General features: G+C 72.2%; 19 protein-coding genes and 1 other RNA gene. 5 read left to right on the top strand and 15 right to left on the bottom strand.

Translation table 11 applies throughout. The features are described from left to right. Positions 1–101: 101 nt before the first annotated feature. Positions 102–1,547 (bottom strand): PucR family transcriptional regulator, encoded by a 1,446-nt coding sequence (locus QQ657_RS39900; protein ID WP_284747534.1) that lies wholly within the window; start codon positions 1,545–1,547, stop codon positions 102–104. Between the two features lie 106 nt (positions 1,548–1,653). Here QQ657_RS39900 and gabT point away from each other — a divergent pair, with 106 nt between their 5' ends. Then, complete coding sequence (gene gabT, locus QQ657_RS39895; protein ID WP_284747533.1) at positions 1,654–3,009, top strand: 4-aminobutyrate--2-oxoglutarate transaminase; 1,356 nt, start codon at positions 1,654–1,656, stop codon at positions 3,007–3,009. After that, the gene (locus QQ657_RS39890) at positions 3,006–4,433 is read left to right on the top strand and encodes an aldehyde dehydrogenase family protein (protein ID WP_284747532.1); all 1,428 of its coding nucleotides are present in this window, start codon (positions 3,006–3,008) and stop codon (positions 4,431–4,433) included. The genes gabT and QQ657_RS39890 overlap by 4 nt, the downstream gene beginning before the upstream one ends. A 47-nt stretch (positions 4,434–4,480) precedes the next feature. Here QQ657_RS39890 and QQ657_RS39885 read toward each other — a convergent pair whose 3' ends face one another. After that, positions 4,481–5,245, bottom strand: coding sequence for a helical backbone metal receptor (locus QQ657_RS39885; protein ID WP_284747531.1), 765 nt, complete (start codon positions 5,243–5,245; stop codon positions 4,481–4,483). After that, positions 5,242–6,648 (bottom strand): RNB domain-containing ribonuclease, encoded by a 1,407-nt coding sequence (locus tag QQ657_RS39880; protein ID WP_284747530.1) that lies wholly within the window; start codon positions 6,646–6,648, stop codon positions 5,242–5,244. The genes QQ657_RS39885 and QQ657_RS39880 overlap by 4 nt, the downstream gene beginning before the upstream one ends. A 130-nt stretch (positions 6,649–6,778) precedes the next feature. On the opposite strand from QQ657_RS39880, the gene QQ657_RS39875 reads away from it, so the two are divergent. Further along, positions 6,779–7,723 carry an ATP-binding protein gene (locus QQ657_RS39875; RefSeq protein ID WP_284747529.1) on the top strand — a complete coding sequence of 315 codons (945 nt, stop codon included), beginning with the start codon at positions 6,779–6,781 and terminating at the stop codon, positions 7,721–7,723. Here the strand turns inward: QQ657_RS39875 and QQ657_RS39870 are convergent. Continuing rightward, positions 7,720–7,917 carry a hypothetical protein gene (locus tag QQ657_RS39870; protein ID WP_284747528.1) on the bottom strand — a complete coding sequence of 66 codons (198 nt, stop codon included), beginning with the start codon at positions 7,915–7,917 and terminating at the stop codon, positions 7,720–7,722. The two genes, QQ657_RS39875 and QQ657_RS39870, sit on opposite strands and share 4 nt — an antisense overlap. A gap of 1,084 nt (positions 7,918–9,001) precedes the next feature. On the opposite strand from QQ657_RS39870, the gene QQ657_RS39865 reads away from it, so the two are divergent. Next, positions 9,002–9,289 carry a hypothetical protein gene (locus QQ657_RS39865; RefSeq protein ID WP_284747541.1) on the top strand — a complete coding sequence of 96 codons (288 nt, stop codon included), beginning with the start codon at positions 9,002–9,004 and terminating at the stop codon, positions 9,287–9,289. A gap of 267 nt (positions 9,290–9,556) precedes the next feature. Next, positions 9,557–10,051 (top strand): hypothetical protein, encoded by a 495-nt coding sequence (locus tag QQ657_RS39860; RefSeq protein ID WP_284747540.1) that lies wholly within the window; start codon positions 9,557–9,559, stop codon positions 10,049–10,051. Positions 10,052–11,150: 1,099 nt separating this feature from the next. Here the strand turns inward: QQ657_RS39860 and QQ657_RS39850 are convergent. The 11 genes from QQ657_RS39850 to QQ657_RS39800 all read right to left on the bottom strand — a co-directional run bounded on the left by QQ657_RS39850 (position 11,151) and on the right by QQ657_RS39800 (position 23,527). After that, on the bottom strand, positions 11,151–12,137 hold the full coding sequence (locus QQ657_RS39850; RefSeq protein ID WP_434056826.1) for a C40 family peptidase: 987 nt from the start codon (positions 12,135–12,137) through the stop codon (positions 11,151–11,153). A gap of 17 nt (positions 12,138–12,154) precedes the next feature. Further along, the gene (locus QQ657_RS39845) at positions 12,155–12,754 is read right to left on the bottom strand and encodes a hypothetical protein (RefSeq protein ID WP_284747526.1); all 600 of its coding nucleotides are present in this window, start codon (positions 12,752–12,754) and stop codon (positions 12,155–12,157) included. A 3-nt stretch (positions 12,755–12,757) separates the two neighbouring features. Next, positions 12,758–14,839, bottom strand: coding sequence for a magnesium transporter (locus QQ657_RS39840; RefSeq protein ID WP_284747525.1), 2,082 nt, complete (start codon positions 14,837–14,839; stop codon positions 12,758–12,760). A 106-nt stretch (positions 14,840–14,945) separates the two neighbouring features. Next, positions 14,946–17,924: an ATP-binding protein gene (locus QQ657_RS39835; protein WP_284747524.1), complete on the bottom strand. Its 2,979-nt coding sequence runs from the start codon at positions 17,922–17,924 to the stop codon at positions 14,946–14,948. A 3-nt stretch (positions 17,925–17,927) separates the two neighbouring features. After that, entirely contained in the window at positions 17,928–18,461 is a 534-nt protein-coding gene (locus QQ657_RS39830) for a hypothetical protein (RefSeq protein WP_284747523.1), read from the bottom strand. Between the two features lie 13 nt (positions 18,462–18,474). Next, the gene (locus QQ657_RS39825) at positions 18,475–18,741 is read right to left on the bottom strand and encodes a hypothetical protein (protein ID WP_004562703.1); all 267 of its coding nucleotides are present in this window, start codon (positions 18,739–18,741) and stop codon (positions 18,475–18,477) included. Positions 18,742–19,194: 453 nt separating this feature from the next. Next, positions 19,195–20,052, bottom strand: coding sequence for an SCO6745 family protein (locus QQ657_RS39820; RefSeq protein ID WP_284747522.1), 858 nt, complete (start codon positions 20,050–20,052; stop codon positions 19,195–19,197). A 195-nt stretch (positions 20,053–20,247) separates the two neighbouring features. Further along, an RNA gene (rnpB, locus tag QQ657_RS39815) (RNase P RNA component class A) lies at positions 20,248–20,652 on the bottom strand. 135 nt (positions 20,653–20,787) lie between these two features. Beyond that, positions 20,788–22,038 (bottom strand): NAD(P)/FAD-dependent oxidoreductase, encoded by a 1,251-nt coding sequence (locus QQ657_RS39810; RefSeq protein ID WP_284747521.1) that lies wholly within the window; start codon positions 22,036–22,038, stop codon positions 20,788–20,790. Beyond that, positions 22,035–22,841, bottom strand: a complete 807-nt coding sequence (locus QQ657_RS39805; protein ID WP_284747520.1) for a ferredoxin — start codon at positions 22,839–22,841, stop codon at positions 22,035–22,037. Before QQ657_RS39805 ends, QQ657_RS39810 begins: the two co-directional genes overlap by 4 nt. An 8-nt stretch (positions 22,842–22,849) precedes the next feature. Next, the gene (locus tag QQ657_RS39800; RefSeq protein WP_284747519.1) at positions 22,850–23,527 is read right to left on the bottom strand and encodes a DUF4142 domain-containing protein; all 678 of its coding nucleotides are present in this window, start codon (positions 23,525–23,527) and stop codon (positions 22,850–22,852) included. Between the last annotated feature and the right edge of the window lie 44 nt (positions 23,528–23,571).

The following is a 23,571-nucleotide window of genomic DNA, read 5'->3' as shown; positions in this document are numbered from 1 at the left end:
CAAGCTCGTCATACGACGGACGCCCATCCCCGGTCACACGATGATCATCGCACCACGACAACCACCACACGACCGGGGACCTGACTAGTTACCACTGTTTCTCACTCACGAGCCTGCAACGCGACCCAGAGTTCCGCGCGCACCCCGGGTGAGTCGAGGTCGCGGCCCAGCAGCTCTTCGGCCTTCTTGATCCGGTTCCGCAGCGTGTGCCGGTGGACGCCGAGGCGCGCGGCCGCGACGTCCCAATGACCGTGGTGCTCCAGCCAGCACCGCAGCGACGTCTCCAGGTCGCCGCGGCCCGTCTCGTCGTGGTCCCGCACCGGTGCCAGCATCCCGCGCGCAAACGCTTGCGCCACCGTGGGTTCGATCAAGGACAACAACCCGCGGCCCGTGTGTTCCGCCGCCGACACCAGGGCCTTGTCCTCCGCCAGTGCCGCCTGGGCGGCCAGCTCCGCCTGCTCCAAGCCGGCCGCGAAGTCCGTTGTGGACACCGGGCCGGCCAGCCCGCCGTGCAGGCCGCCGATCCGGGCCGCCGCCTCCGCCGCCGGGTCGGCCGGGCCGATCGCGACCACCGACGAGCCGCGTCGCGCCGCGAACACCGCCTCGCCCTCCAGCGCGTCGAGCAGCTTGCGCCGCGCGGCGGGCGCGCCGGCGAACACCACCACCGACCACGGTGCGCGCGGCGGCTCGCCGCCGGTCTCGGCCAGCACCCGCAGCGCCAGCTCGGCCTGGCCGCCCACCAGCAGCTCCAGCAACCCGGACCGCAACGCCTGCCGCGCCGCCGCCTGGGCGCGATCCTGCTCCAGCGCCAGGGAAAGCACCGAGACCGCGGTGTTCACGATGTGCCGCCCCGCCGAGTCGAGCGACGCACCGACCGCGAGCACCCGGCGCGCACCCGTGTCCAGGGTCTGCAGCACGACTTCCTGGCCGTCGAGCGCAACCACCCGCGTACCCGTGCGAAGGCGCTCCAGCTCTTCTCGCAGCGAAGCGCCGTACGCACGTGCGCTCGCCGGCGCCGCTTCGGTGACGGTGACGCGGTCGAAGAGCAGCACCCAGCCGTCCACCAACTTCGCCAGCTTCCGCAACACCCCGGCCGGCCCGCCCTTGCCGACCGCCGTGCGGGTCAGCTCCTGCTGGGCCTTGCCGATCCGGACCGTCGTGGCGTACTCGTCGGCCGCCACCGCCCGCGAAACCGCGCGGGTGATCGCGATGAACGGCGTCTCACGCGGCACCTCCAGCACCGGCAGCCCCACCTCGGCAGCCGTCGAGACGAGCGCGTGCGGGACGAAGTCGTGGCTCAGCCCGACGCCGAAGCCGAGCCCCGCCACCCCGGCCTCGACCAGCCGGCGCACGTAGGCCGGCGACGTCTCTTCGTCCAGGGCCAGCCCGGTCGTCAGCAGCAGCTCGCCGCCTTCGAGGAACGCCTGCGGGTCGGTCAGCTCCGTCGGGTGCACCCAGCCGATCGGGCGGTCGAGCGCCGGGTCGCCGGTCAGCACCCGCAGCCCGAGCGGGCGGTCGGCGGCCAGTCCGGCCAGCGTGAGTGCCATAACGGCCAATTCTACGCGCCTTCCTGTACGGAAAGGCGAGCTGACGGCCGCCGCGCGCGGACTCATCCTGAGGACGTCCCCCCACCCGCGTCCGCAGGAGCACGCCGTGACCGCAAGCACCACCGCCGAGCCGCACGCCCCGGCGCCCCGGCAGCGCAGGCTGCGCACCGAGATCCCCGGCCCCGTCTCGCGCGAGCTGCAGGAACGCCGCGCGAACGCCGTCGCCGCCGGGGTCAGCTCGGTGCTGCCCGTCTACGTCACCTCCGCCAGCGGCGGGCTGCTCACCGACGCCGACGGCAACGTCCTGATCGACTTCGGCTCCGGCATCGCGGTGACCAACGTCGGGCACTCCGCGCCCGCCGTCGTCGACCGGGTCCGCAAGCAGGCCTGCTGGTTCACCCACACCTGTTTCATGGTCACGCCGTACGAGGGGTACGTCGAGGTCTGCGAGGCGCTGGCCGAGCTGACGCCGGGCGACCACGCGAAGAAGTCGGTGCTGTTCAACTCCGGCGCCGAAGCCGTCGAGAACGCCGTGAAGATCGCGCGCGTCGCGACCGGGCGCCAGGCCGTCGTCGTGTTCGACCACGCCTACCACGGCCGCACCAACCTCACCATGGGCATGACCGCGAAGTCGGTGCCCTACAAGCACGGCTTCGGGCCGTTCGCGCCCGAGGTCTACCGCGTGCCGGGTTCGTACCCGTACCGCGACGGCCTGTCCGGGCCGGAGGCGGCGGCACTGGCCATCGACCGGATCGAAAAGCAGATCGGCGGCGACCAGGTGGCCGCAGTTGTTCTGGAGCCGATCCAGGGCGAGGGTGGCTTCATCGAGCCCGCGCGTGGCTTCCTGCCCGCGATTTCGACGTGGTGCCGCGAAAACGGCGTCGTGTTCGTCGCCGACGAGGTCCAGACGGGCTTCTGCCGCACCGGATCCTGGTTCGCGTCCACCGACGAAGACGTGGTGCCGGACCTGATCGCGACGGCCAAGGGCATCGCGGGCGGCCTGCCGCTGTCCGCCGTCACCGGCCGCGCCGAACTGCTGGACGCGGTGGGGCCGGGTGGCCTGGGCGGCACCTACGGCGGCAACCCGATCGCCTGTGCGGCCGCGCTCGGTTCGATCGAGACGATGAAGACCGAGAACCTGGCCGAGTCGGCGAAGCGCATCGAAGGCGTTGTCCTGCCGCGGTTGCGTGCGCTGGCCGACGAGACCGGCGTGATCGGCGACGTCCGCGGGCGCGGCGCGATGCTGGCCGCGGAGTTCGTGAAGCCCGGGACCACCGAACCGGACGCCGACCTGACCAAGCGCATCGCCGCGGCCTGCCACCAGGCCGGCGTCGTCGTGCTGACCTGCGGCACCTACGGCAACGTCGTCCGGCTGCTGCCGCCGCTTTCCTTGCCCAACGACCTGCTCGACGAGGGCCTCTCGGTCCTCGAACACGCTATCCGCACGGAGGCTCGCGCATGACGTTCCCCTTCTGGGTTGCCGGAAAGCCGGTGACCGGCGGCTCGACGGCCGTCGTCCGCCACTCCTTCGACGGTTCCGAGGCGGGGTCCCACTTCATACCGTCCACTTCGGACGTCGAGGCCGCGGTGCAGGCGGCGCACGACGTCGCCGACGAGTTCGCGACGCTGCCCGCGCACGTCCGCGCCGGGGCGTTGGACCACGTGTCCCGAGCGTTGGGTGAGCGGTCCGAAGAGATCGCCCAGCTGATCACGGCGGAGTCGGGCAAGCCGCTCAAGTGGGCGCGCGGCGAGGTCGGGCGCGCGGTGTCGACGTTCCGCTGGGCCGCCGAGGAGGCGCGGCGCTTCTCGGGCGAACTGCAGCGGCTCGACACCGACCCGGGCGGCACCGGGCGTCTCGCACTGGTCCGGCGGGTCCCTCGCGGGCCGGTGCTGGGCATCACGCCGTTCAACTTCCCGCTGAACCTGGTGGCGCACAAGGTGGCCCCGGCGATCGCGGTCGGCGCGCCGATCGTGCTCAAGCCCGCGCCGGCGACGCCGCTGACGGCGTTGCTGCTCGGCGAAATCCTGGCTTCGACGGATCTTCCGGCCGGCTCGTGGTCGATTCTGCCGGTGGACAACGAGACGTCGTCCCGCCTCGTCGAGGACCCGCGGCTGCCGGTGGTGTCGTTCACCGGCTCGGTGCCGGTCGGCTGGGCCATCCGCGACCGCGTGCCGCGCAAGCACGTCGCATTGGAGCTGGGCGGCAACGGCGCGGTGCTCGTCTGTCCCGATTGGACGGACCTGGACTTCGCGGCGCAGCGGATCGCGACGTTCGCGATGTACCAGGCGGGGCAGTCGTGCATTTCGGTGCAGCGGGTGTACGTCCACACCGACGTTTACGACGCTTTGGCCGAGAAGGTCCTATCGCAGGTCCAGGCGCTGCGCACGGGCGACCCGCGTGCCGACGGCGTCGATGTCGGCCCGCTGATCAACGTCGACGCGGCGGCTCGTGTCGAGTCGTGGGTGTCGGACGCGGTCTCGGCCGGCGCGCGATTGCTGACCGGCGGCGGCCGTTCGGGGGCTTCCGTCGAGCCGACGGTGCTGGCGGACGTCCCGGAGGACGCGTCGGTGATGGCCGAAGAGGTGTTCGGCCCGGTGGTTTCGCTGGTCCGGGTGGCTTCGGTGGCCGACGGCGTCGAGCGGATCAACGCGTCCCGCTTCGGCTTGCAGGCAGGGGTGTTCACGCGCGACCTCCCGACGGCGTTCGAGGTGTCGGCGGCGCTGAAGGTCGGCGGGGTGCTGGTGGGTGACGTGCCGAGCTTCCGCGCGGACCAGATGCCTTACGGCGGGGTGAAGGACTCCGGCGTGGGCCGCGAGGGCCCAGCGTCGGCGATGGCGGACTTCACCGAGGAGCGAGTCACGGTCCTGACCGGCCTGACGCTGTAAAAGCCATGAAGGGCACCTCATGGCTCTTATGTCCATGAGGGTGCCCTTCATGGCAAAGCCCGCGTCAGCGCGGCGTGGGCCTCGACGAGCGAAGGCCCGTACCACGTGAGGTGGCGGCCCGAGACCAGGACGTATCGCGCGTCCGGGAAGTGGTCCGGGCCGTCCTCCTCCGTGAACAAGTACGGCTCGTCCGGCAGCACCAGCAAATCCGCGTCCGCCGCGAAGTGCGCCCGCAGCTCCTCGATGTCCGGGCGCGGATACCGCTCCTCCGAAGCCGCGTAGACGTTCGTCACGCCCACGCGGCGCAGGACGTCGCCGCCGAACGTCTCGCGGCCCAGGACGATCCACGGCTTGCGCCACACCGGGACCACCGCGTGGAACCGCGCCGGCCGGACCTCGCGCCAGACCTCCTCGGCCTCGACCAGCCACTCCGGCTCCTCGAGGTCGTACGCCTGCGTGAGGATCCGCCGCAGCGAACCCAAAGCGGCCGGGACCGTGGCCGACGCCGCCATCACCCAGACCGGGATTCCGTTGGCGCGCAAACGTTCCACGTCCTCCGGCCGGTTCTCCTCCGAGTTGGCCAGCACCAGGTCCGGCGCCAGCTCCAGCACGTCGTCGATCTTCGGGTACTTCGACCCGCCCACGCGCGGGACGTCCAGGCCAGCCGGATGCGTGCAGTAGCCGGTCGCGCCGATGAGCCGGCCGGGCGCGCTCACCTCGACCGCTTCGGTCAACGACGGCACCAACGAAACAACGCGCGAAGCCGGGCCGCTCAGCGGCACCGGCTCCCCGAGATCGTCGACGAGGTTCATGCGCGCTCGAACGACACCTTCCGCTTCTCGACGTCGACCGCGGTCAGCCGGACGCCGATCCGCTCCCCCGCGGTCAGCTTCTCCCCTGCGCACTTCGCCATCACCGTCGGATCCTCGACCAGGATCTCCGCCTTGTTCTCGTCCGCGCGCAGCACCACCGCGCTGAACTCGCCGCCGATGTGCTCGGCCAGCACCCACGCTTCGACCTGGTCGATGCACGCCCGCTCGACCTTCGCGGCGAGCGTGTCCGACGCCGTCATGCGCTCCGGGACGTCCGCGAGCGCCGCGCGCACCCACTCCGGCACCTCGCGCCCGGCCGAAACCGCCAGGCAGATCTCCGTCGCGAACCGGTCGACCAGCCGCCGGATCGGCGCCGTGACGTGCGCGTACGCGCCGCCGATGCCCGCGTGCGTCGTCAACGCCGGCAGCTCGCCGTCGAACGCCGTGTAGCCCGCGCCGCGCAGCAGGCGCGTCGTGTCGGCGTAGAGCGCCATCGACGCCGGCTGCCCGGGGTCCAACCGGGACAGGAACTCCGAAACCGTCGTCTCCCGCGCCCAGGTGATGCCCAGCGCTTCGGCCGAGCGACGCAGCCAGTCGACGGCCTCGGGCTCCGGGTCGGGCAGCGTGCGCAGGACGCCGACCCGCGCGTCGATCATGATCCGGGCCGCGGCCATGCCGGTGAGCAGCGAGATCTCGGCGTTCCACGCGTCGACGGCGGTGCGCGGCCGGCGGGCGAGCACCCAGCCGCCGTCCGGGTCGCCGCTGATCTCCTGCTCGGGCAGCTGCAGCTCGACGGCGCCGCGGCGGACGGCCAGCTCGCGCCGTCGCCGGCCGAGCTCGGGCAGCGCGGCCACCGACGGGTGCGGGTTCCCGGCGTCGAGCGCGGCCTGCACCGTCTCGTAGTCGAACTGCTCGGTGGACCGGACCAGCGCGCGGCGCACCCGCGTCGTGGTCGGCCCACCCGCCTCGTCGGTCTCGATGGTCCAGAGCACCGCGGGCCGGATCTCGCCGGGCAGCAGGCTCGCCGCGCCTTCGGACAGGACCGGCGGGTGCAGCGGGACGTTCCCGTCGGGCAGGTAGAGCGTCTGCCCGCGGGAGCGCGACTCCCGGTCGAGCGCTCCGCCGGGCGGGACGAACGCGGCCAGGTCGGCGATCGCGTAGTGCACGCGGAAGCCGTGTGCGGTCCGCTCGACGACCATCGCCTGGTCGAGGTCCTTGGAGCCGGGCGGGTCGATGGTGACGAACGGCAGGTCCGTCGCGTCCTCGCGCGGGCCGGCGCTCGCCAGGGGGTCGAGCACCGCGGCTTCCGCTTCGGCCAGCACCTCGGGGCCGAACGACTCCGGCAGCGAAAACTCGGCACGCAGGGGGCCGAAGTCCCCGCCCGCCGAGTGTGTCCTGATCACGAGGGGAGGCACCCCCCAACCCTAACCCTCGAAGGGCGTTGTGATCGCCCGATCGGGCATGGGCCGGTCGGGTGTACGTTGACCTCCGCAATAATGAAAACCGTCTTCATTTCCAGAAAGGGTCCCGACCGTGAAGATCGCGTTCGTCGGCAAGGGCGGCAGCGGGAAGACCACGCTGTCGTCGCTGTTCGTGGCGTACCTCGCCGACGCCGGCCTGCCGGTGCTGGCCATCGACGCCGACATCAACCAGCACCTCGCGGTGGCGCTCGGCGCGCCCGAGGAGGAAGCGCTCGCCTGGCCGACGCTCGGCGACAACATGGCCCTGATCAAGGACTACCTGCGCGGCGACAACCCGCGGATCCCGGACGCCGCGTCGATGATCAAGACGACGCCGCCCGGACGCGGGTCGCGGCTGGTCCGGCCGTTCGAGGACAACCCGGTTTTCGACGCGTGCTTCCGGCAGCTGGGCGGCGTGCGGCTCGGCGTCACCGGGCAGTTCGACGAAGACGACCTCGGCGTCAAGTGCTACCACTCGAAGGTCGGTGCGGCGGAGCTGCTGCTGAACCACATGGTCGACGTCGAGGGCGAGTACGTCGTCATGGACATGACCGCGGGTGCGGACGCGTTCGCGTCGGGGCTGTTCACGCGGTTCGACGTGACGTTCCTGGTGTGCGAGCCGACGGTCCGCAGCGTGGGCGTGTACCGGCAGTACGCGGACTACGCGCGCGACTTCGGCGTGCGGCTCGTGGTGGTGGGCAACAAGGTCACCGACGCCGAGGACGTCGAGTTCCTGCAGGAGCAGGTCGGCGGCGCGCTGCTGGGGTGGATGTCGGCTTCACGCCACGTACGGGCGGCGGAGCGCGGCACGGCCCGGCCGATCACCGAGCTCGAGCCGCGCAACCTCTCGACGCTGCGCGCGATGCACGCGGCGGTGGACGCGGAGCAGCGCGACTGGGCGCGCTACCAGCGTCAAGCCGTCGAGTTCCACCTGCGCAACGCGGCGGCGTGGGCGGGCGACAGCCTCGTTTCGCAGGTGGACCCGGAGTTCGTGCTGGGGCCGGGGCTGTCGGTCTAGTCGTCGTTCCAGGCGGCGTCGGAGGCATCGGCCTGCTTGGTGCGTTCCTTGGCGATGTCGAGCGCCCGGCGGGCGGTGGCCTCGTCCGGGTACGGGCCGAGCAGGTCGATGCCGCGGCCGCGTTCGAGGTGCTCGACCTGGTTGGTGCGGGTGTTGTAGTACCACCCCTGGTCCGGGTTCGGGTCGTTGGACATGGTCCTAGGTTCGCACCAGCGAGCCGGGTTGTCAGCGCTTGTACCGATAGGGGATCTCGGTCGGCGTACCGGTGGGGCCGAAGTCCTGGTTGTCTTCGGGTTCGGCGGGCTGGTCGCTGAACTCGTCGAACCAGCCGCGAGGGGTGCCCCGGGGCGGGGTCGGGGGTTCTTGACGCGAGGGTTGCGGGAGGGCGGTGTCCCGGCCGGGGAAGACGGGGGGCGTCGAGTTCCCCGGGGTCGGCGGGACCGGGGGCGTGGTGCCGGGGCCGGGGAAGACGGGGCGGGCTGGGGCCGCGTGGCGGGCCGGGAAGGGTTGGGGGGTCGACTCCGGGCCGGGGAAGACGGGCTTGGAGCGGGCCGGTGGGGAGGGGGTTTGGGCCCAGGGCGGGTTGGCGGGTGGGGGTTGCGGCGGGGTGGCCGCGGGCGTTTGGTGCTGGGCCGGCTGCGCTGCGGGCGTTTGGTGCTGAGTCGGCTGCTGCGCTGCGGGCGTTTGGTGCCGGGTCGGCTCCGCGGCGGGCGGCTGTTGCCGGGTCGGCTGCTGATGCGCTGCGGGCGGCTGGGCCGGCTGCGGTTGCGCTGCGGGCGATTGTTGCGGGGTCGATGACCACGGCTGCTGCGCGGCAGGCGGGTGCTGCGGGGGCGGCGCCTCCGAACCAGAAGGTTGCTGCTCGCCCAGTGGCTGCGGAGCGGCAGTGGGCTGCTGCGGGGCCAGTGCCTGCGAACCGGCGGGTTGCTGCTGACCCAGCGGCAGCGGAGCAGCAGCGGGCTGCTGCGGGGCCGGCGATTGCGAGCCGGAGGGCGGTTGCTGGTGAACCGGCGCCTGCTGCTGCGCGACGGGCGACTGCTGCGGGCCCGGTGCCTGCGAACTGGCAGGCGGCTGCACGACGGGCGATTGCGGCGGATCCAACACCGGTGAACCGGCAGGTGACTGCGCGGCAGGTGATGGCTGCTGAGCGGGCGCCTGCTGCACATCAGGCAGCGGCTGCGGGGCCTGCGAACCGGCAGGTTGCTGCTCGCCCAGTGGCTGCGGAGCGGCAGTGGGCTGCTGCCGTGTCGGCGGCTGTGGGGCGGACGGCAGTTGCTGTTGGCCCGGCGACTCCGACTGCCCAGCAGACAGGGGCTGGCCGGGCGCCTGGGTACCGGCAGCCGGGTCTTGCTGAACAGCGGCCGGCTGCTGCTGCGCCGGCAATCCCGCTGGCTGCGGCTCCGCCGCAGTCAGCGGGTGCGGCAAGGCCTGCGGCTGTGGCTGGACCGGCGGCGTGGCAGGCGACTGCGCGACGGTAGGCGGCGCAACAGGCTGATCGTCGGCGGCCGGCGGCTGCGGCACAGAGGACGGTTCCGTCTGCCCAGCGGCGGGCACCTGCTGCTCTGAAGTCGACTGCTGCACCTGCGATCCGGCCGGCGCGGCCGACTGCAGCGGCGGCGAGACCGCTGGGGGCTGCTGGACGCCAGCAGAGTGGGGTTCCACCGGCTGCTCAGGCGCTTGCGCAGCGGGCACCGCCGCAGCCTCGGACTCCGCGATATCCCTCGGCTCAAGCTCCGACGACGGCGCACCTGCTTCCGGCTGAGCTACATCCCGCCCCGCCGGCTCAGCCGATGAAGGCGCAGCAGTTCCAGGCTGGACCGCATCCCGTGGTTCGTGTTCGGCCTGCGCGGGTTCAGTCGCTTCGGCCTGGGCCACATCCGGCGGCGTGGGCTCAGTCGATGCAGGCGCGGCCGCATCGGGCCGAGCCGCATCCCGCGGCTCGTGTTCGGCCGACGCGGATTCAGTCGCATCGGTCTGGGCCACATCCAGCGGTGGAGGCTCAGCCGATGCAGGCCCGGCCGCATCAGGCCGAACCGCATCCCGCGGCTCGTGCTCGACCGGCGCGGATTCAGCCGATCCAGACTGGACCGCACCCCGCGGCTCGACCTCAGCCAGCGCCGATTCAGCCGCTTCAGGCTGAACCGCATCCCGCGGCCCGTCTTCGACCGGCGCGGGTGCTGCGGCCTTCGGCTGGACCGCTTCCCAAGGCTTCGGTTCCACCGCCGCAGCAGGCTGGGCGGCATCGTCCGGCACCGGCGCCTCGGCTCCATCCCGCGGCTCCGGCTCCTCCAGCACCGCGGCCTCGTCCGGCTCGACCCGTTCCGCTGAAGACGCCGGCTCCGGCTGTAGCGCAGACTCGATCGGAGCCGATTCCGACGGCTCCGCCTCAAGTGCCGGTTCGTGGGTGAACCTCTCCGGCGCGGGTTCAACGGGCAACGGCTCCGACGCCGCAGCCGGATGCAACTCCTCTGACCGAGCCACCTCGGGCTCGGGTTCAGCCCGCCGGGCAACCGACGGCTCAGGCCGCTGCCAACCGGCCTCCACAGCCGCGTGCGCGCCCCGAACCTCCGACGGACGGGCCTCAACCTCCGAAGCCCCGGCAGAAGTCCCGGAAGCAGCCTCCGGAGCCGCATGCCGAGCCGCCTTCACTGGACCCGGCAAGTCCGGCTCCGACCACTCGCGGTCCTCCCCCTGCGGACGTCCCCGGCTCCACGTCGGACTCACCCCCGGCGCAGACCTCCCAGGCTGGGCCGGCGGCGGCTGAGGCACCGTCCGCCACACGGGAGCCGGCCCGATGTTCATCGGTGCCGGCGCCTGACCCGGCGGCCGAACCCCCGGCGGCGGCGCCGACGGACGAGCTGCCGGGCGCGGGATCGGGTCCAGCGAAGACACCAAGACCGACGTGTTCTCCGGGTCGTCGACCTTCCGCCCACTCCGCTCGCGGTAGACCATCTCGCCGTCCGCGTCCATCTCCACCAGGTAGCCCGCCTCCGCGAGCTGCTCCTCGTCGAGGTCAGCCAGCCTCTCGTAGCGCGAAGGCACGACGCGGTAGATCGGCCACGCCAGCGCCGCGTGCTCGGCGTGGAACTGGGCCAGCAACGCCGCCATCTGCTGCTGCCACGGCAGCGACATCCCCTCGGCCAGCGACCGGGGCAGCACCACGTACCCCGCGTCGACACCCGGGTAGCCCTGGCTCAGCTGGTCGGACAGCGGCGTGCTGGACGCGGGGCGAGCCGACTGCCGGGGCGGCTGGGGCGCGCCGAACAGCGACGCCGGGTCCTGGGGCTCGCCCGCTCCGGGCTTGCCTCGCTTGCCGAATTTGCGTCCCACGTGCTCATCCTCTGCCAGTACGCGGCCACCTGCTCGTGGAAAGCGCCGCGACGTCGGGTGAATCGGCCGATTCGTGTCAAGGCCCTCGAGACCCATGCTAAACGCCGGGGCGGACCGCCTGCGGCACCACTTCGGCCTCGTCGAACGAGAACGGCCGCGTGTGCACCGGGACGCCGGTCTGCTGCGCCTCGACGACCTTGCCGTCACCCAGGTACATCATCACGTGGTGGATCGTGTCCGGGTTCGACGGGTCGTTGGCGAGGAACAGCAGGTCACCGGGCTGCGCGTCGCGCACCGGCAGCAGCGCGCCCGCGTGGTACTGGTCGCGTGAAACCCGCGGCAGGATGATCCCCGCCGACTCGTACGCACGCAGCATCAGACCGGAACAATCGTATGAATTCGGGCCCGTGGCGCCCCACACGTACGGCTTGCCCTGCTCGCCCAGCGCGAAGCTGATCGCCTTCCCGGCGGCCTGGCTCGGCGGCAGCAGCTGCCCCATGCCGGTGCCGCAGGCGACGACGTCGACGACCTGGCCGACGTTCTCCACCAGCGTCGCCGCCATCGGCTCCCACTTGTGGTAGCGGTCCGGGAAGCCCGAGCGCTCGACGGCCTGCGCGGCCTCGCCCGGGCGCCGGTTTTCCCAGTCCGGGACCGCGAGCAGCACGTCGTAGAACTTGTTGACCTCGTACGTCGGGTCGGTGACCTGCGAGACCGTGCCCCAGCCCATCGACGGGCGCATCTGGAAGATGCCGAGGGAGTCGCGGTCACCGTAGGTGAGGTTGTGCAGCCCGGACTCGGTCATCCCGGCCTGGATCGCGACCTGCCACGCGCGCGGCGCCAGCGACCGCTGCTTGCCGATCGTGACGATCAGCGCGACGGTCCCCTTCTGCTCGTCGTCCAGCTTCGACGCGTCGACCGTGCCGCGGTCGCCCGCGCCCGGCTGGGTCGGCCCGACCGAGGCGTCGCAGCTCATCAGCGACACGCCCCGGGCCTGCGCCTGCTGGTTGTCGATGACGACCTTGGCGGCGACGGCGGTGACGACCAGGGCACCGATCGCGACGAACACGACCAGCCCCAGCCACAACCCCAGCCGCCGCACGGTCAGCTCGCCTGGTCGTAGTCGGCGACGCGCCAGCCCGCGTTGGTGTTGACGACCGTGATGGCCAGCTTGGGCCCGTCGGTCGGGATCGTCAGCTGCACCGAGCTGGTGTACGACGTGCCGACGACCGGCTCACCGGTGACCTTCGTCGCCGGGACGTTCGCCGGGTCGACCGACGCCATCACCGGCAGGTACTCCTCGGTGGTGAAGGGTTTCAGCTTGGCCAGCCACTGTTCGGAGGTGATCCCGGCCGGGTGGTCGACCCAGGCCGCGGCCCACTCCTTGGCGACGCGGACGGCGTCCCCGTTCGGCGCCGCCGTCGTCGGGGTGGCCAGCGGCGCGGACAGCCGCGTCGGCAGGTTCGACGTCGGGACCGGCGCCGCGACACCCGGCGGGGTCGCGGTGACGGACGTGGTCGTGCCGGTGGTGGGCGACGCCTTGGCCTGCGGCTTGCCGACCACCTTCGGCAGCACGATGCCGAGCGCGGTGACGAGGATCGCCAGGAAGACCAGCGTCCCCATCAGGTGGCGGGGCGAGCGCAGCGGCCAGCCCCACAGGCGGCGGTAGACCGCGGCGCGGCCGCGGTTGGTGCGGATCGGCATCGGTCACCGCCCCATGACTTGGTCGGTGTCACGCGGTTCTTCGCGCACTTCGATGCCCCGCGACGGCCGGTACAGCACGAAGACCGGTTTGCCGGCGACGACTTCGGGGTCGACGCGACGCGGCTGCGCCCGCACGCCCGGCGTCCGGGGCGCGTCCTGCGGCGTGTAGTCGCTGAAGCCGGACTCGGGCGTGCGCAGGTCGGACGGCACGACGACGGGCTCGGGCTCGTCGGTCCAGCGGCGGTCGGCGACCGGGGAGGTGTCGACGCGCCGGCTTTCCTCACGCCGGAGCGTCGGACGGCCACCCGCGCCGACGACGACGTAGTCGCCGGGGTCACCGCCGGCCGGGTTGTACTGGCCGTACACCGGGGAGCCGGGACGTCCGCCCGCGGGCAGCGCGCCCGCCGAACCCCCGTTGATGGCCCCCGGCCAGGCGCCGGACCACGCGGCGGCCGGGCGGCCCGCGCCCGAGGTGTTGTCGAGCCGCTGGGCGTTGGCGAAGATCGTGGCCTCCGGCCGGAACCGGCCACCACCGTGGGTCGCACCGAGCGGGCCGCGCTGCTCGCCGTCGACGACGTCGTCGGTGTCGCGCACGTTCTGCCAGAACTCGTCCTGCGGCGTCGGGCCGGTGCGGTTGCGCTTGAAGCGCGAGAAGATCCCGCCCCCGGGCGACGGCACGGCGGCGCCGACCATGCTGACCGACATCTCGACCATCTGCCACAGCCGCCGGACCGGGCGCCCGACCATGAACAGCAGCACGGTGATGAGCCCGGCGAGGACCATCTGCGTGAGCATGTTCAGCGAGTTCCCGGCGTCGAAGATGGCCTGCAGCAGCAGCGCGTGCACGCCTGCGAGCACCGAGAGCACGACGAGGTTGAAGGCCACCCCGCCGGCGACCTTGAGCACGCGGCGCAGGATCTCCGGGTGCAGCAGGGCGACGAGCCCGATCAGCGGCGCGGTGAGCGCGAAGAGGCGGATCAGGACCTGGGCGAGGAGGACGCTCGCCTTGGCCAGGAGCTGGAAGAGCGAGTAGACGAGGGCCTGGCCGAGGGAGAGGAAGCCGGCGCCGGTGCGGCCGCCGGCCTCGCCGGTGAAGTAGCCGGTCGCGGGGCCGAGCTTGGTGGAGATGTCCTTGTAGGCGTTCTTCTTGCCGTCGATGACGCCTTGGTTGCCGTCGTCGCCGTTCACCAGCTGGTTGCGGGTGAACGCCTGGGCGTCGAGCAGTGGCTTGCCGTACTGCTCGGCCTGCGGTGCCGTGGGCGTGCCGAACTCCCCGCGCAGCCAGTTGTTGTAGACGATCTGCGTGTGGAGCTGGGTGGGCAGGATGTCGCGGACGATCCGGTCGCCGCTCTCGTCGACGAAGCCCGCCTGGATGTTCGTGGTGGTCTGGACGATCGCTTTGTCGATCGGATCGAAGTACCGCAGCATCGCGAGCGACGACGCGGCCAGCCAGATCCCGGCCAGCGCGTAGAGCGCCCGTTTGCTGACCGCGGCCAGGTCACCTCGCCAGATGTTGCGGAACATCATGATCGACAGGATCAGCGCGACCAGCCCGAACAACTGGGCGTAGATGTTGTTGTAGACCTTCTCGGCACCCGACTTCACCGCGGCGTAGATCGGATTCAGCAGACCACCCTCGAGCACCGTGTAGTGCAGCGAGTTGGTGGCGCCGACGATGTTCTTGCCCAGGTTGAACAGCTGGTTGCCACCCCAGCTGTCCAAAGTGGACCCCGCCGGGGTGAGGTTGATCCCCGAGCAGTCGGTCTCGAAGGTGTTCCAGACCATGCCCGCGTAGCCGTAGTCGATGTAGGCGCTGTTCGGTTCGCCGTGGCCCTCCGGCGGATCGATCGCGCCGACCATGCCCGCGCCCGGACGCTCCGGGTTCGGCGCCTCACCGCAGGCCGCCGCGCTCGCCGCGGGAGCAGTGGCGATGGCCTGCAGGCCGAGCACCAGCATGACGGCGAACATCGTCGCCTTGCGGCTCGGGACGCGGCGTGCCTTCGGGCCTTCCTTGATGCGGCGCTTCAGCGCGTGCCATGCGGCGGCCAGCGTCAGCAGCACCGCCAACGTCAGCAGGGTGTTCATGCGGCACCCTCCGCGGTCGCCCGCGTGGATGCGGCCGTCCGCGGGGGACGGCAGGCCCGCCCCTCGCAGCCGGGGGCGGTGCGGCTGCTTCGGGTCCGGGCGGCGCTCATGCGGCGTCCCGGCCGGTGCCGCCCTTTCCGCCCGTGCGGGCGTGCTGCTGCCCGCCGTTCCCGTTGCCGTTCGGGGAGACGCCGCCCTCCACTTCGCCCGTTTCGGACGCCAAGGGGTCCGGGGCCCCGAGGAGGTTCTCGTCGGCCAACCCGACCTCCAGCTCCGCCGCCAGCTCGAAGTCCTGCTCCAGCTCGATGTCGTCCTCCGGTGGGGACGCCACGAACGGCTTCTTCTCCTCCGCCGAGTTGGGCGGGAGCGCCAGCTCGTTGCCCGGCCGACGCGAAGGCGCCGCGTCCTTCGAGCCCGGTGTCGTGTCCATGACCGCCCGCAGGTGGTCCAGGTGCGGGCCCGAGAAGTCGACGCGGATGCGCTCGACCCCGCCCGCACCGTCGCCGAAGATGAACTGGCGGGGCTCCACGTCGCGCTCCAGGCCGCGCTGGGCGGCTCCCGGACGACGTCCCAGAGCCGCCACCACCTGCTCGTAACCGACGCCCACCGGCACCTTCAACAGCCGCAGCGCGTCGGCCTGGGCGTCGTCGTCGTCGAGGCGGCCCACGAACACCGAGTCGAGCAGGGTCACGAAACCCTGGATCTTCAGGAAGTCCGCCGGGATCTGGGAGGACAGCAGCACGCGGACGTTCCACTTGCGCGAGTCACGCGCGAAGCGGTTCATCAGCACGCGCCCCGTCGGGACCTCGGACAGGAAGAACGCCTCGTCGATCCAGACGCCCTTGCGCATCTCCTTCGGCTTCTCGTACACCGACCGCTGGGTCAGCCACGCCGCCAGGTTCAGCATCTCGACGCCAAGGGACTCCGCGTCCGTCCAGTACTCGCGGGGGACGCCGTCCTTCGGCAGGGTCAGGCCCGCCATCGTCAGCACCGTCAGGCGGTCGTCGCGGGTCTCCGAATACGGGTCCGCGTCCGACTCCGGGATGAGCAGCGCCATCCGCTCGCGCATCTCGTCGAGGAAGTCCGCGACGACGCCCGCGTGCTCGTGGTGCTCGCTCGAGTCCCGCCGGAGCGCGTCGATCACCTGGCCCGGGTCCGCGTCGAACCGGCCGCCGACCGTGCGGACCGCGCGCAGCAGCACGATCCGGGTCTGCGCCATCCGCGAGACCTCGTACGGCAGGACACCCGTGAGGACGTCCAGCACCAGACGGCGCCGGGTCGCGCCCGCCAAGGCCTTCTCGCGGCGCCAGGACCGCTCCGGGTCGTCCTCGTCCATGAAGTGCTCGATCAGCGGCTCGGCGACCACCCGGTACGGGTTCAGGATCCCGGGCTGGGCGTTGAGCAGGTTGATCGGGCGCGCGTACGGGCGCAGCTCCGGCAGGTCGCACAGCCGCGACAACGGGCCGGACGGGTCGAGGATCGTCCAGTTCGCCCCCGCGCGCAGCGTCTTGTAGACGATGCCGCCGCCGAGGAACGACTTGCCGCCACCCAGGCCGGCGACCATCGCCGTCAGGCCCGAGCCGTCGCGGATCTCCTGGGCCATCCACGGGTCCCAGGCCACCGGGCGCCGGGTCGCGGTGCACGTCTCGCCGAGCAGGATGCCGCGGCGGTCGCCGACCTCCGCGGTCGCCGTCGGGACCGCCGAGGACGCCCAGACCACCGAGCCGCGGCGCATGTACGCCGCCGAGGCCAGCGGCTCGCCCGGGATGAACTCCCGGGCCATCGCGTACTGGGCCTCGGGGTGCTCGATGGCGATCTTCGGCTTGTAGAGGTCGAGCAGCTGCTGGGCCAGGCGCAGCGCGTCGCGCTCGGTCGGGCCCGAGACCGCCAGCCGCCACCACGAGCGCACGCGGGTGGCGAGCGCGGTGAAGCCCGACGTCATCTCGTCGTCGATCTCCAACACGCGCCCTGCCTGCCGGTTGAGCGACTGCGGCGGCTCCAGCTCGTGCTCGTCGGTGTAGTGCTTGACCTGCGAGCGCACCTTGTTCATCTGCCGCTGCAGCTCGCCCGCGACTTCCTCGGGGCGCCGGACGTAGATCCGCGCGGACACCTCGACGGCGGCGGGCAACCGGTCGGCGTGCTGGATCCACGGGTCGTCGACCTCGGGGATCTGCAGGCCGTGCATCTGCCCCACCGTCAGGATCGCCAGGTGGCGCGAGACGCCGGCGTTGGAGCCGGTGCGGCCGCGGACGGTCACGGTCGGCGCGTACGGGTCGGCGTAGTAGTCGGCGGCGTCGGTGAAGCTGGCCAGGTCCTCGGGCTCCCAGGCCGCGCCCGGCACGGCGGGCATGTTCCGCGGCGCGGGCAGACCCAGCGAGCACGAGCGGTGCATCAGCCAGGACATCTCCTCGGCGTGCACCGGGCGGCCTTCCAAGCCCGCGCTGCCGATGACCTGGTCGAGGTGCTCGACCTCGGAGTCCAGCGCGGTCAGCTCGGCGTCGACAGCCTCGGGCAGGATCTTGCGCAGCACCGGCGCGGCGCGTTCGACCGCGCGGTCGACCATCCGCCGGGTCTGCACCTGGACGCCCAGGTAGACCTCTTTTTCGGCCATCGAGCGGCCCATGAGCTGCTGCTGCTCGCCGATCAGGTAGTCGTCGAACGACAGCGCGCCCGGGACGTCGCCGGGACGGCCGTGGGCGTTGTAGACGTGCGCCTCGGCCCACATCCGGATCGGGTACGGCCGGTTCGTCACGCGCAGGTGCAGCCAGCGGCCCTGCAGCTCGCTGTACTGGCCGGCGATGGCCGCGACGAGGTCGCGCCGCTGCGAGTCCGAGCGGAACGACCAGCGCTGCGGCGCCAGCCGGTACCAGGCGTAGACCTCGACGCCGGTGCGGACCAGGTGCCCGTCGATGCTTCTGACCGCGATCGACGGGGTGTACGCGGGGATCGCCTGCTCGCCGGTCAGGCGACGGCCGTTGCCACCGCCCGAGCCGTTCCGCGCCGCGCGGACCTGCTCGGGCGGTTGCCACGCGCCCGAGTGTGCGTCCCGACCCTGCTTTCCTCGGCTACCGCCGCGACCGAACAACGACTACCTCCCGGCCCGAGCCGCGTTGCCGCGGCTCCGGCGCGCTCGTGGGGTTCCTCTGACAGACACCGCGGCGCGTAGCGCTTCCGTTGAGGCGGTGGTGGGGGCATGGGTGGCCACAGCACCCGGCGGCCCGCCGTGGTGCTGGTACTGCCGCTTCCGGCGATGCTTCGGCAGCGGGCGCTCGGCCCGTACCCGGACGCGGCTGGCGCTGACGGCGCCGCCGGTGCCCGTGGTCACCTCGCGGGGGGTGTTGAGCTCGCGCCCGGCCATCGAGACCACGGTGCCCAGCGGGCGCTCGTGGCTGATCTTGGCCGTGAGCAGCCGGGTGATCACGATGGTGGCGATGAACGCCCACGCCGTCGAGAAGAACCCGAAACTCCACCCCGCCCAGCGTTCGACGCCCAGGACGACGAAGAACGCCGGGATGCCGATGAGCCACGCGACGTAGCGGGCTCTCCAGGGAAAAGTCGCTTTCGGCGGGCCGAGCCACACGGCGTCGACCCGGTAAACCTCGTCATCGGTCCTGATGCGCACGCGGGCCCGCCTCTCAGCCGGTGAACAGGCCGGCGATCCACTGGCCCACGTTCACGCCCGCGCCGCTGACCGCGAGACCGATGATGGCGAGCGCGATGACCACGCCGGCGAGCCGCCGCATGACGCCGGCGTTGTCGCCCTTGCCGCCGCCCAGCCACAGAAGCAGGAGGGCAACGGCCAGCAGCACCAGGGGGATGACGTTGTCGAGCAGCCACTGGCGCACGTTTCCCGTGCCCAGCTCGCCGGCGGCCAGCGTGTCGAGGGTGGTCAAGGTCATCATCGTGATACTCCCGGTGCGCGGTGGGGGCCGCGCGGTTCTGGCTCAGGCGGTGCTTCGAACAACATCATGACGGCTACGAGGGGTAGTGGTCAAAGCGCGCTGCGTAGATGACGGCTGGCTTGTCAACCGGTGTGGCGCGCACCGCACACGAAAACTCCACGCCCACCATCATCGCGGCAAGGGCCCTCCGGTTAAAGCCCGGGCACCCATACTTCTCAGTGTGCTGACGAACTCACCCCATTGCCCGGGATTTGCTCACTGTGGGTACTTGCACCGTGGCCGTTGTGCGGCCTGGGACAGTGTGACATGACCCGAACGGCCCCGTCTCGCGAGTCCGCTCTGTAACGGTGCTCCGGCCGGTCGGCACACATGTCGATCTTGACGGCTCGCGCGGTCCGTCACACGGCGCTCAGAACCTCACACGATTTTCACTACATAGCGTGATCTTGGTCCTCAAGCGCGGCTCTGGGCGAAAACGCCCTTCGGGAACGCACCGGCGGCAACCACCCGGCGGGTGAGGTCCCGGCCGAGCTCTTCCAGCCGGGTCAGCTTCGCCGGCCCGAGGTGGCTCCACGGCGCCTGCGCGGCGGCTTCGGTCGCCGTCTCGACGCGGTCACGCACTGCGACGCCTTCGCCGGTGAGCGCGCCTTCGCCGTCGAGGATCCCGCGGTCGCGCAGGCCCTGTTCGGCGGCAGTCCACTGCTCTTCACTCCAGCCGCGGGTCAGCTTGGCCGCGTCGACGGTGAACCCGTGGCCGGTGGCCACGTGAGTGACGAGAGCCTCGACGCCGCTCAGGCCGTTGAGGACGAGGGCGGCGATGTGGCCGTCGCCGCGGTGCTCGCGCAGCAGCGTGATGGCGTGCCAGAGCGCGAGGTGCGGCGGTTCGGGCCAGTCCAGCCCGGCGTGCGCGGCGTAGAGGGGACGGCCTTCGGCGGTGCACCCGGTGGTCGCTTCGCGGGCGAGCTCGGCGGCCTCGACGACCTGGTCGCTCTTGAGCTCGCCTTCGCCGAGGAGCCGGGTCAGGGCCTTGTCGACGCCTGCGAGCCGGGCTTCGAGGACCTGCTCCGGCGTCGCGAGGGTCCAGGCGCGCGGGATCACGCGGGCGACGACCTCGGGGTTGAAGTTGTAGAAGGTGGCGGCGACGACCTCGGGCCCGACCGCGCCCATCGCGGCCGAGCGGCCGGCGAAGTAGGGCATCCGCCCCGGTCGCAGCCCGATGCCGGTGAGCGCTTCGTCCACTTCGGGCGCGAAGTACGCCAGAGCGTGAAGGGAATCGAAGGCCGACTTGAACCGCTTCTCGTCACCCGCCATAGCGGCACCCTACTACCGAGTAACCACCGGCGGAACCGCCCGCGGCGCGTGATCAGGCCCGTGACTCGCGTGATCGGAGCCGTGATCCGCGTGATCGGAGCCGGAACTCGCGAGTCACGGCTTCAATCACGCGAGTTCCGGCTCCGATCACGCGAGTCCCGTGGCCGATCACGCGGCCGGTTCGGGTACGTGAGGCGGACGAGCCGGCATGTAAGCCGGATCCTGTTCCCGGGTCGCCTTGCGGCTCGCCGGGCGGCGGCCATCCATCTCGGCCTGCCGTCACCGGCAGGCTCCAGCGGCCTACCCGCAGGCTCGGACGGGCCGTCCTCGAACGCCTGCGCAGGAGCTCGCGCTCCCTCTTGGCCTTGCTCCGGGTGGGGTTTACCCAGCCGTCCCGGTCACCCGGGACGCTGGTGGTCTCTTACACCACCGTTTCACCCTTACCCCGGCCCTCATGAAGCACGCGGGCCGCGGCGGTCTGTTTTCTGTGGCACTTTCCCGCGGGTCACCCCGGGTTGCCGTTAGCAACCACCCTGCCCTGTGGAGTCCGGACTTTCCTCGGACCGGGTCGCCCCGGCCCGCGACCGCCCTGCCAGCTCGTCCGCGGAGCAGATCGTAGCCCAGCACCCGGCGGCCGCCCGGCGGCGGGCTCGGACGTCTTGAATGAGTCATTCAGGTCTTCGGAGGTCCTGAATGACTCATTCAAGACACCGCGGAGGGCGCTCGGCGGCGGCTTCAGTACCCGGCCACCGCCCGGCTGTGGTGGCGGGGGCGCTCGGGTTCCGGCGGCCGCTGCGGCGGCACGATCGACGGCGCCGGGCGCTGGCGGGCCAGCTCGGCCGTCCAGTGCAGCACCGCGGCCGGGCTGTCGAGGCCGATCAGCCCGACGAGCCTGCCGTCGCGCACGGACCCCGTGATCGGCCGGGTCCCGGCCACCGGCGACTCCAGCAGGACCGTGTCCGTCCCGAGCATGGGCCGGCCGGCCACCTGGATCCGGACGCCGTGCTGCTCGGACCAGTACCGCGGCACCGGCGTGTACGCCGGGGAGCCGGCCGGGCCGGCCAGCAGGTTCTCCGCCGCCGCCCGGCTCATCTCGACCGCGTTGAGCCAGTGTTCGTCGCGCCGCGGGGTGCCGTCGTAGCGGAGGTTGGGCCAGCGGGCGACGTCGCCGGCCGCGACGATCGTGTCCGAGCCCAGGACGTGGCAGGTCGGCCCGCAGACGACGCCGTCGTCGAGGGGCAGCTTCGCGCCGCGCAGCCACGACACCGCGGGCACGCTGCCGACGGCGACCACGACGCAGGCGACGTCGATGGCCCGGCCGTCGGCGAACTCCAGCCCGACCGACGTGGTCCCCGGGTGCCACCGGCGGATGGTGGTCCCCAGCTCCAGCCGGACGCCGCGGGCGGCGTGCAGTGCCGTGAGCCAGTCGCCGATTTCGGGGCCGAGGACGTCGGCCAGCAGCGCCCGCGACCGTCCGATGAGGATGACGTCGCGGTCCATCTCGCGCAGGCTCGAAGCGACTTCGCAGCCGATGAAGCCGTCACCGATGACGGCGACCGGGCCGGAGTTGGTGGCGAGCGCGCGCTGCAGCGCCGTGGTGTCGGACAGGGTCCGGACGACGACGACCCGCGGGTGGCCGTGCGGCGCGCCGGGCATCCGGCGGGGTTCGACGCCGGTCGCGATGATCAGGCCGTCGTAGCGGAGCTCCTCGCCGTCGAGGTGGACGACCTGCCGGTTCGGCGACAGCGCGGTGACCGGGGTGTCGAAGTACCACTCGGCGTCGACCTCGAGGGGATCCGCGAGCAGGGTCTGGGCCCGGCTGACCGCGCCGGTCAGCAGGCTCTTCGACAGCGCCGGGCGGTGGTAGGCGATGTCGGGCTCGGCGCCGAAGACGACGACTTCGCCGTCGAAGCCGAGCTCGCGCAGCCGTTCGGCGGCCCGCAGGCCGGCGAGACCGGCTCCGGCGATGACGATGCGTTCGCTCACGAAGTGGCTCCCAACAGGTGGATGGCTCGCATGGGACAGGCGCGCGCGGCCGCGCGGACGTTCGGCGTTTCCCCGGCTCCGGGCCGTGCCTCGTAGGCCAGCTGCCCGTCGTGGCCGAGCTGGAAGACCCCGGGCGCCTCGGACTGGCAGACGCCGTAGGAGTGGCAGCGGTGGCTGTCGACGTCGACGCGCAGCGAGGTGACCTCGGGTTCGTCGGACGGGGGTTCGATCAGCCCGGCGCGGACGAGGGCCGAGGTGGGCAGCACCCGCAGCGCGGCGAGGATCACCGGCGGCACGAGCAGCGTGATCCCGGCGAGCCAGACGACCGACAGGTGCCCGCTCGAGACGGCGCCGAGCCAGGCGTGCACGGCGAGCAGCCCGATGGCGAGGTAGCCGAGCTGGTGGAAGCGCAGCCACCGGCCTTCACGCGCGCCCCGGCGCAGGCCCGCCGTGACCGACACGGCGACGACGAGCTCGAGGCCCGCGATGCCGAGCGCGTGGCGCGGGGTGCCGTCGTAGAACGGGAGCAGCAGGTCGGGGACGCCGAACGGGTCGTCCTCCAGGAAGAGGAACGTCAGGCCGTGCACGGTGCCGGTGGCGAGGGTGAACGCGGCGAGCAGGACGTGGCCGGTGCGCAGCGCGTCCTGGCCGCTGAACCGGCGGACCCAGCCGGTGGCGGCCAGCACGCCCCAGCACAGCGTCAGGCACATGCAGAGGTAGGTGAGGCGGCCGGAGAGCGCGGCGACCTCGGCGATCCCGGTGTCGTGCGGTGACACCGGGAGCAGCGCGGCGGACGGGGACATGGGCGGGCTTACCTCCGGGTGCGCGGCTGGTTCCTGCCGGGGGTTCCGAGCAGGCGGAGCAGGCCGAACGTGGCGACGGCGGCGAACGCCACGAAAACGGCCCCGAGGGCGAGGTCCCCGCCGCCGAGGGTGTCGTCCTCGGTGGCGGAGACGAGCAGCGACGTGGTCTCGGCGAGCCCGGTGCTCTCGAGGAGCGTCAGGTGGCCGAGCGAGGTGTCGACGGCGGTCTGGGCGAACGCGCGGACGTCGTCGTCGCGGGTGCCGGCGCGGACGTCGGAGGCGAGGGCGAAGAGGGAGCCGTACTCGGCGCGCAGGCGGTTGACGTAGGTGCGGTCGAACTCGTCCCCGGAGGCTTTGGACAACCCGGAGATCTCCGCCGCCCACCCGCGCTCCTGCTCGGTGGGCGCGGTGGGGAGGGTGACGGCGAGCCGGTCGGCGACCGCGCGCAGGGCGACGTCGAGGCGGGCCTGGTCGTCGGCGATGCGGACGGCGACCGCGCCCACGCGCCGGTTGGTGGCGCGGTCGGCGGCGAGCCGGCTCGCCGGGGTGGCCCACAGCGTGTGCTGCTTCAGGCGCGCCAGCAAGGTGCGGTCGGTCTGCTGCAGTTCGCCGGCGGAAGCGGGCAGAGCGCAGCCGAGCACGAGCGCGGTCGTGGCGGCGAACAAGGCCACGAATCGGAACGGCATCCCCGTTGTCCCTTCGCGAAGTACGTCTCATCGGGAGTTACGGA

It is taken from the genome of Amycolatopsis ponsaeliensis, from assembly GCF_030182635.1.
Lineage (GTDB): Bacteria > Actinomycetota > Actinomycetes > Mycobacteriales > Pseudonocardiaceae > Amycolatopsis > Amycolatopsis ponsaeliensis.
Note: the sequence above shows the minus strand (reverse complement) of the source record. Positions and strands in the feature narration are given on the sequence as shown.

Coding starts and splice junctions, on each gene's coding strand:
- QQ657_RS39900 (WP_284747534.1), bottom strand. CDS start 1,547: ATGGCACTCACGCTGGCCGGACTGGCCGCCGACCGCCCGCTCGGGCTG.
- QQ657_RS39890 (WP_284747532.1), top strand. CDS start 3,006: ATGACGTTCCCCTTCTGGGTTGCCGGAAAGCCGGTGACCGGCGGCTCG.
- QQ657_RS39885 (WP_284747531.1), bottom strand. CDS start 5,245: ATGAACCTCGTCGACGATCTCGGGGAGCCGGTGCCGCTGAGCGGCCCG.
- QQ657_RS39870 (WP_284747528.1), bottom strand. CDS start 7,917: ATGTCCAACGACCCGAACCCGGACCAGGGGTGGTACTACAACACCCGC.
- QQ657_RS39845 (WP_284747526.1), bottom strand. CDS start 12,754: ATGCCGATCCGCACCAACCGCGGCCGCGCCGCGGTCTACCGCCGCCTG.
- QQ657_RS39840 (WP_284747525.1), bottom strand. CDS start 14,839: ATGAACACCCTGCTGACGTTGGCGGTGCTGCTGACGCTGGCCGCCGCA.
- QQ657_RS39825 (WP_004562703.1), bottom strand. CDS start 18,741: ATGATGACCTTGACCACCCTCGACACGCTGGCCGCCGGCGAGCTGGGC.
- QQ657_RS39820 (WP_284747522.1), bottom strand. CDS start 20,052: ATGGCGGGTGACGAGAAGCGGTTCAAGTCGGCCTTCGATTCCCTTCAC.
- QQ657_RS39805 (WP_284747520.1), bottom strand. CDS start 22,841: ATGTCCCCGTCCGCCGCGCTGCTCCCGGTGTCACCGCACGACACCGGG.
- QQ657_RS39800 (WP_284747519.1), bottom strand. CDS start 23,527: ATGCCGTTCCGATTCGTGGCCTTGTTCGCCGCCACGACCGCGCTCGTG.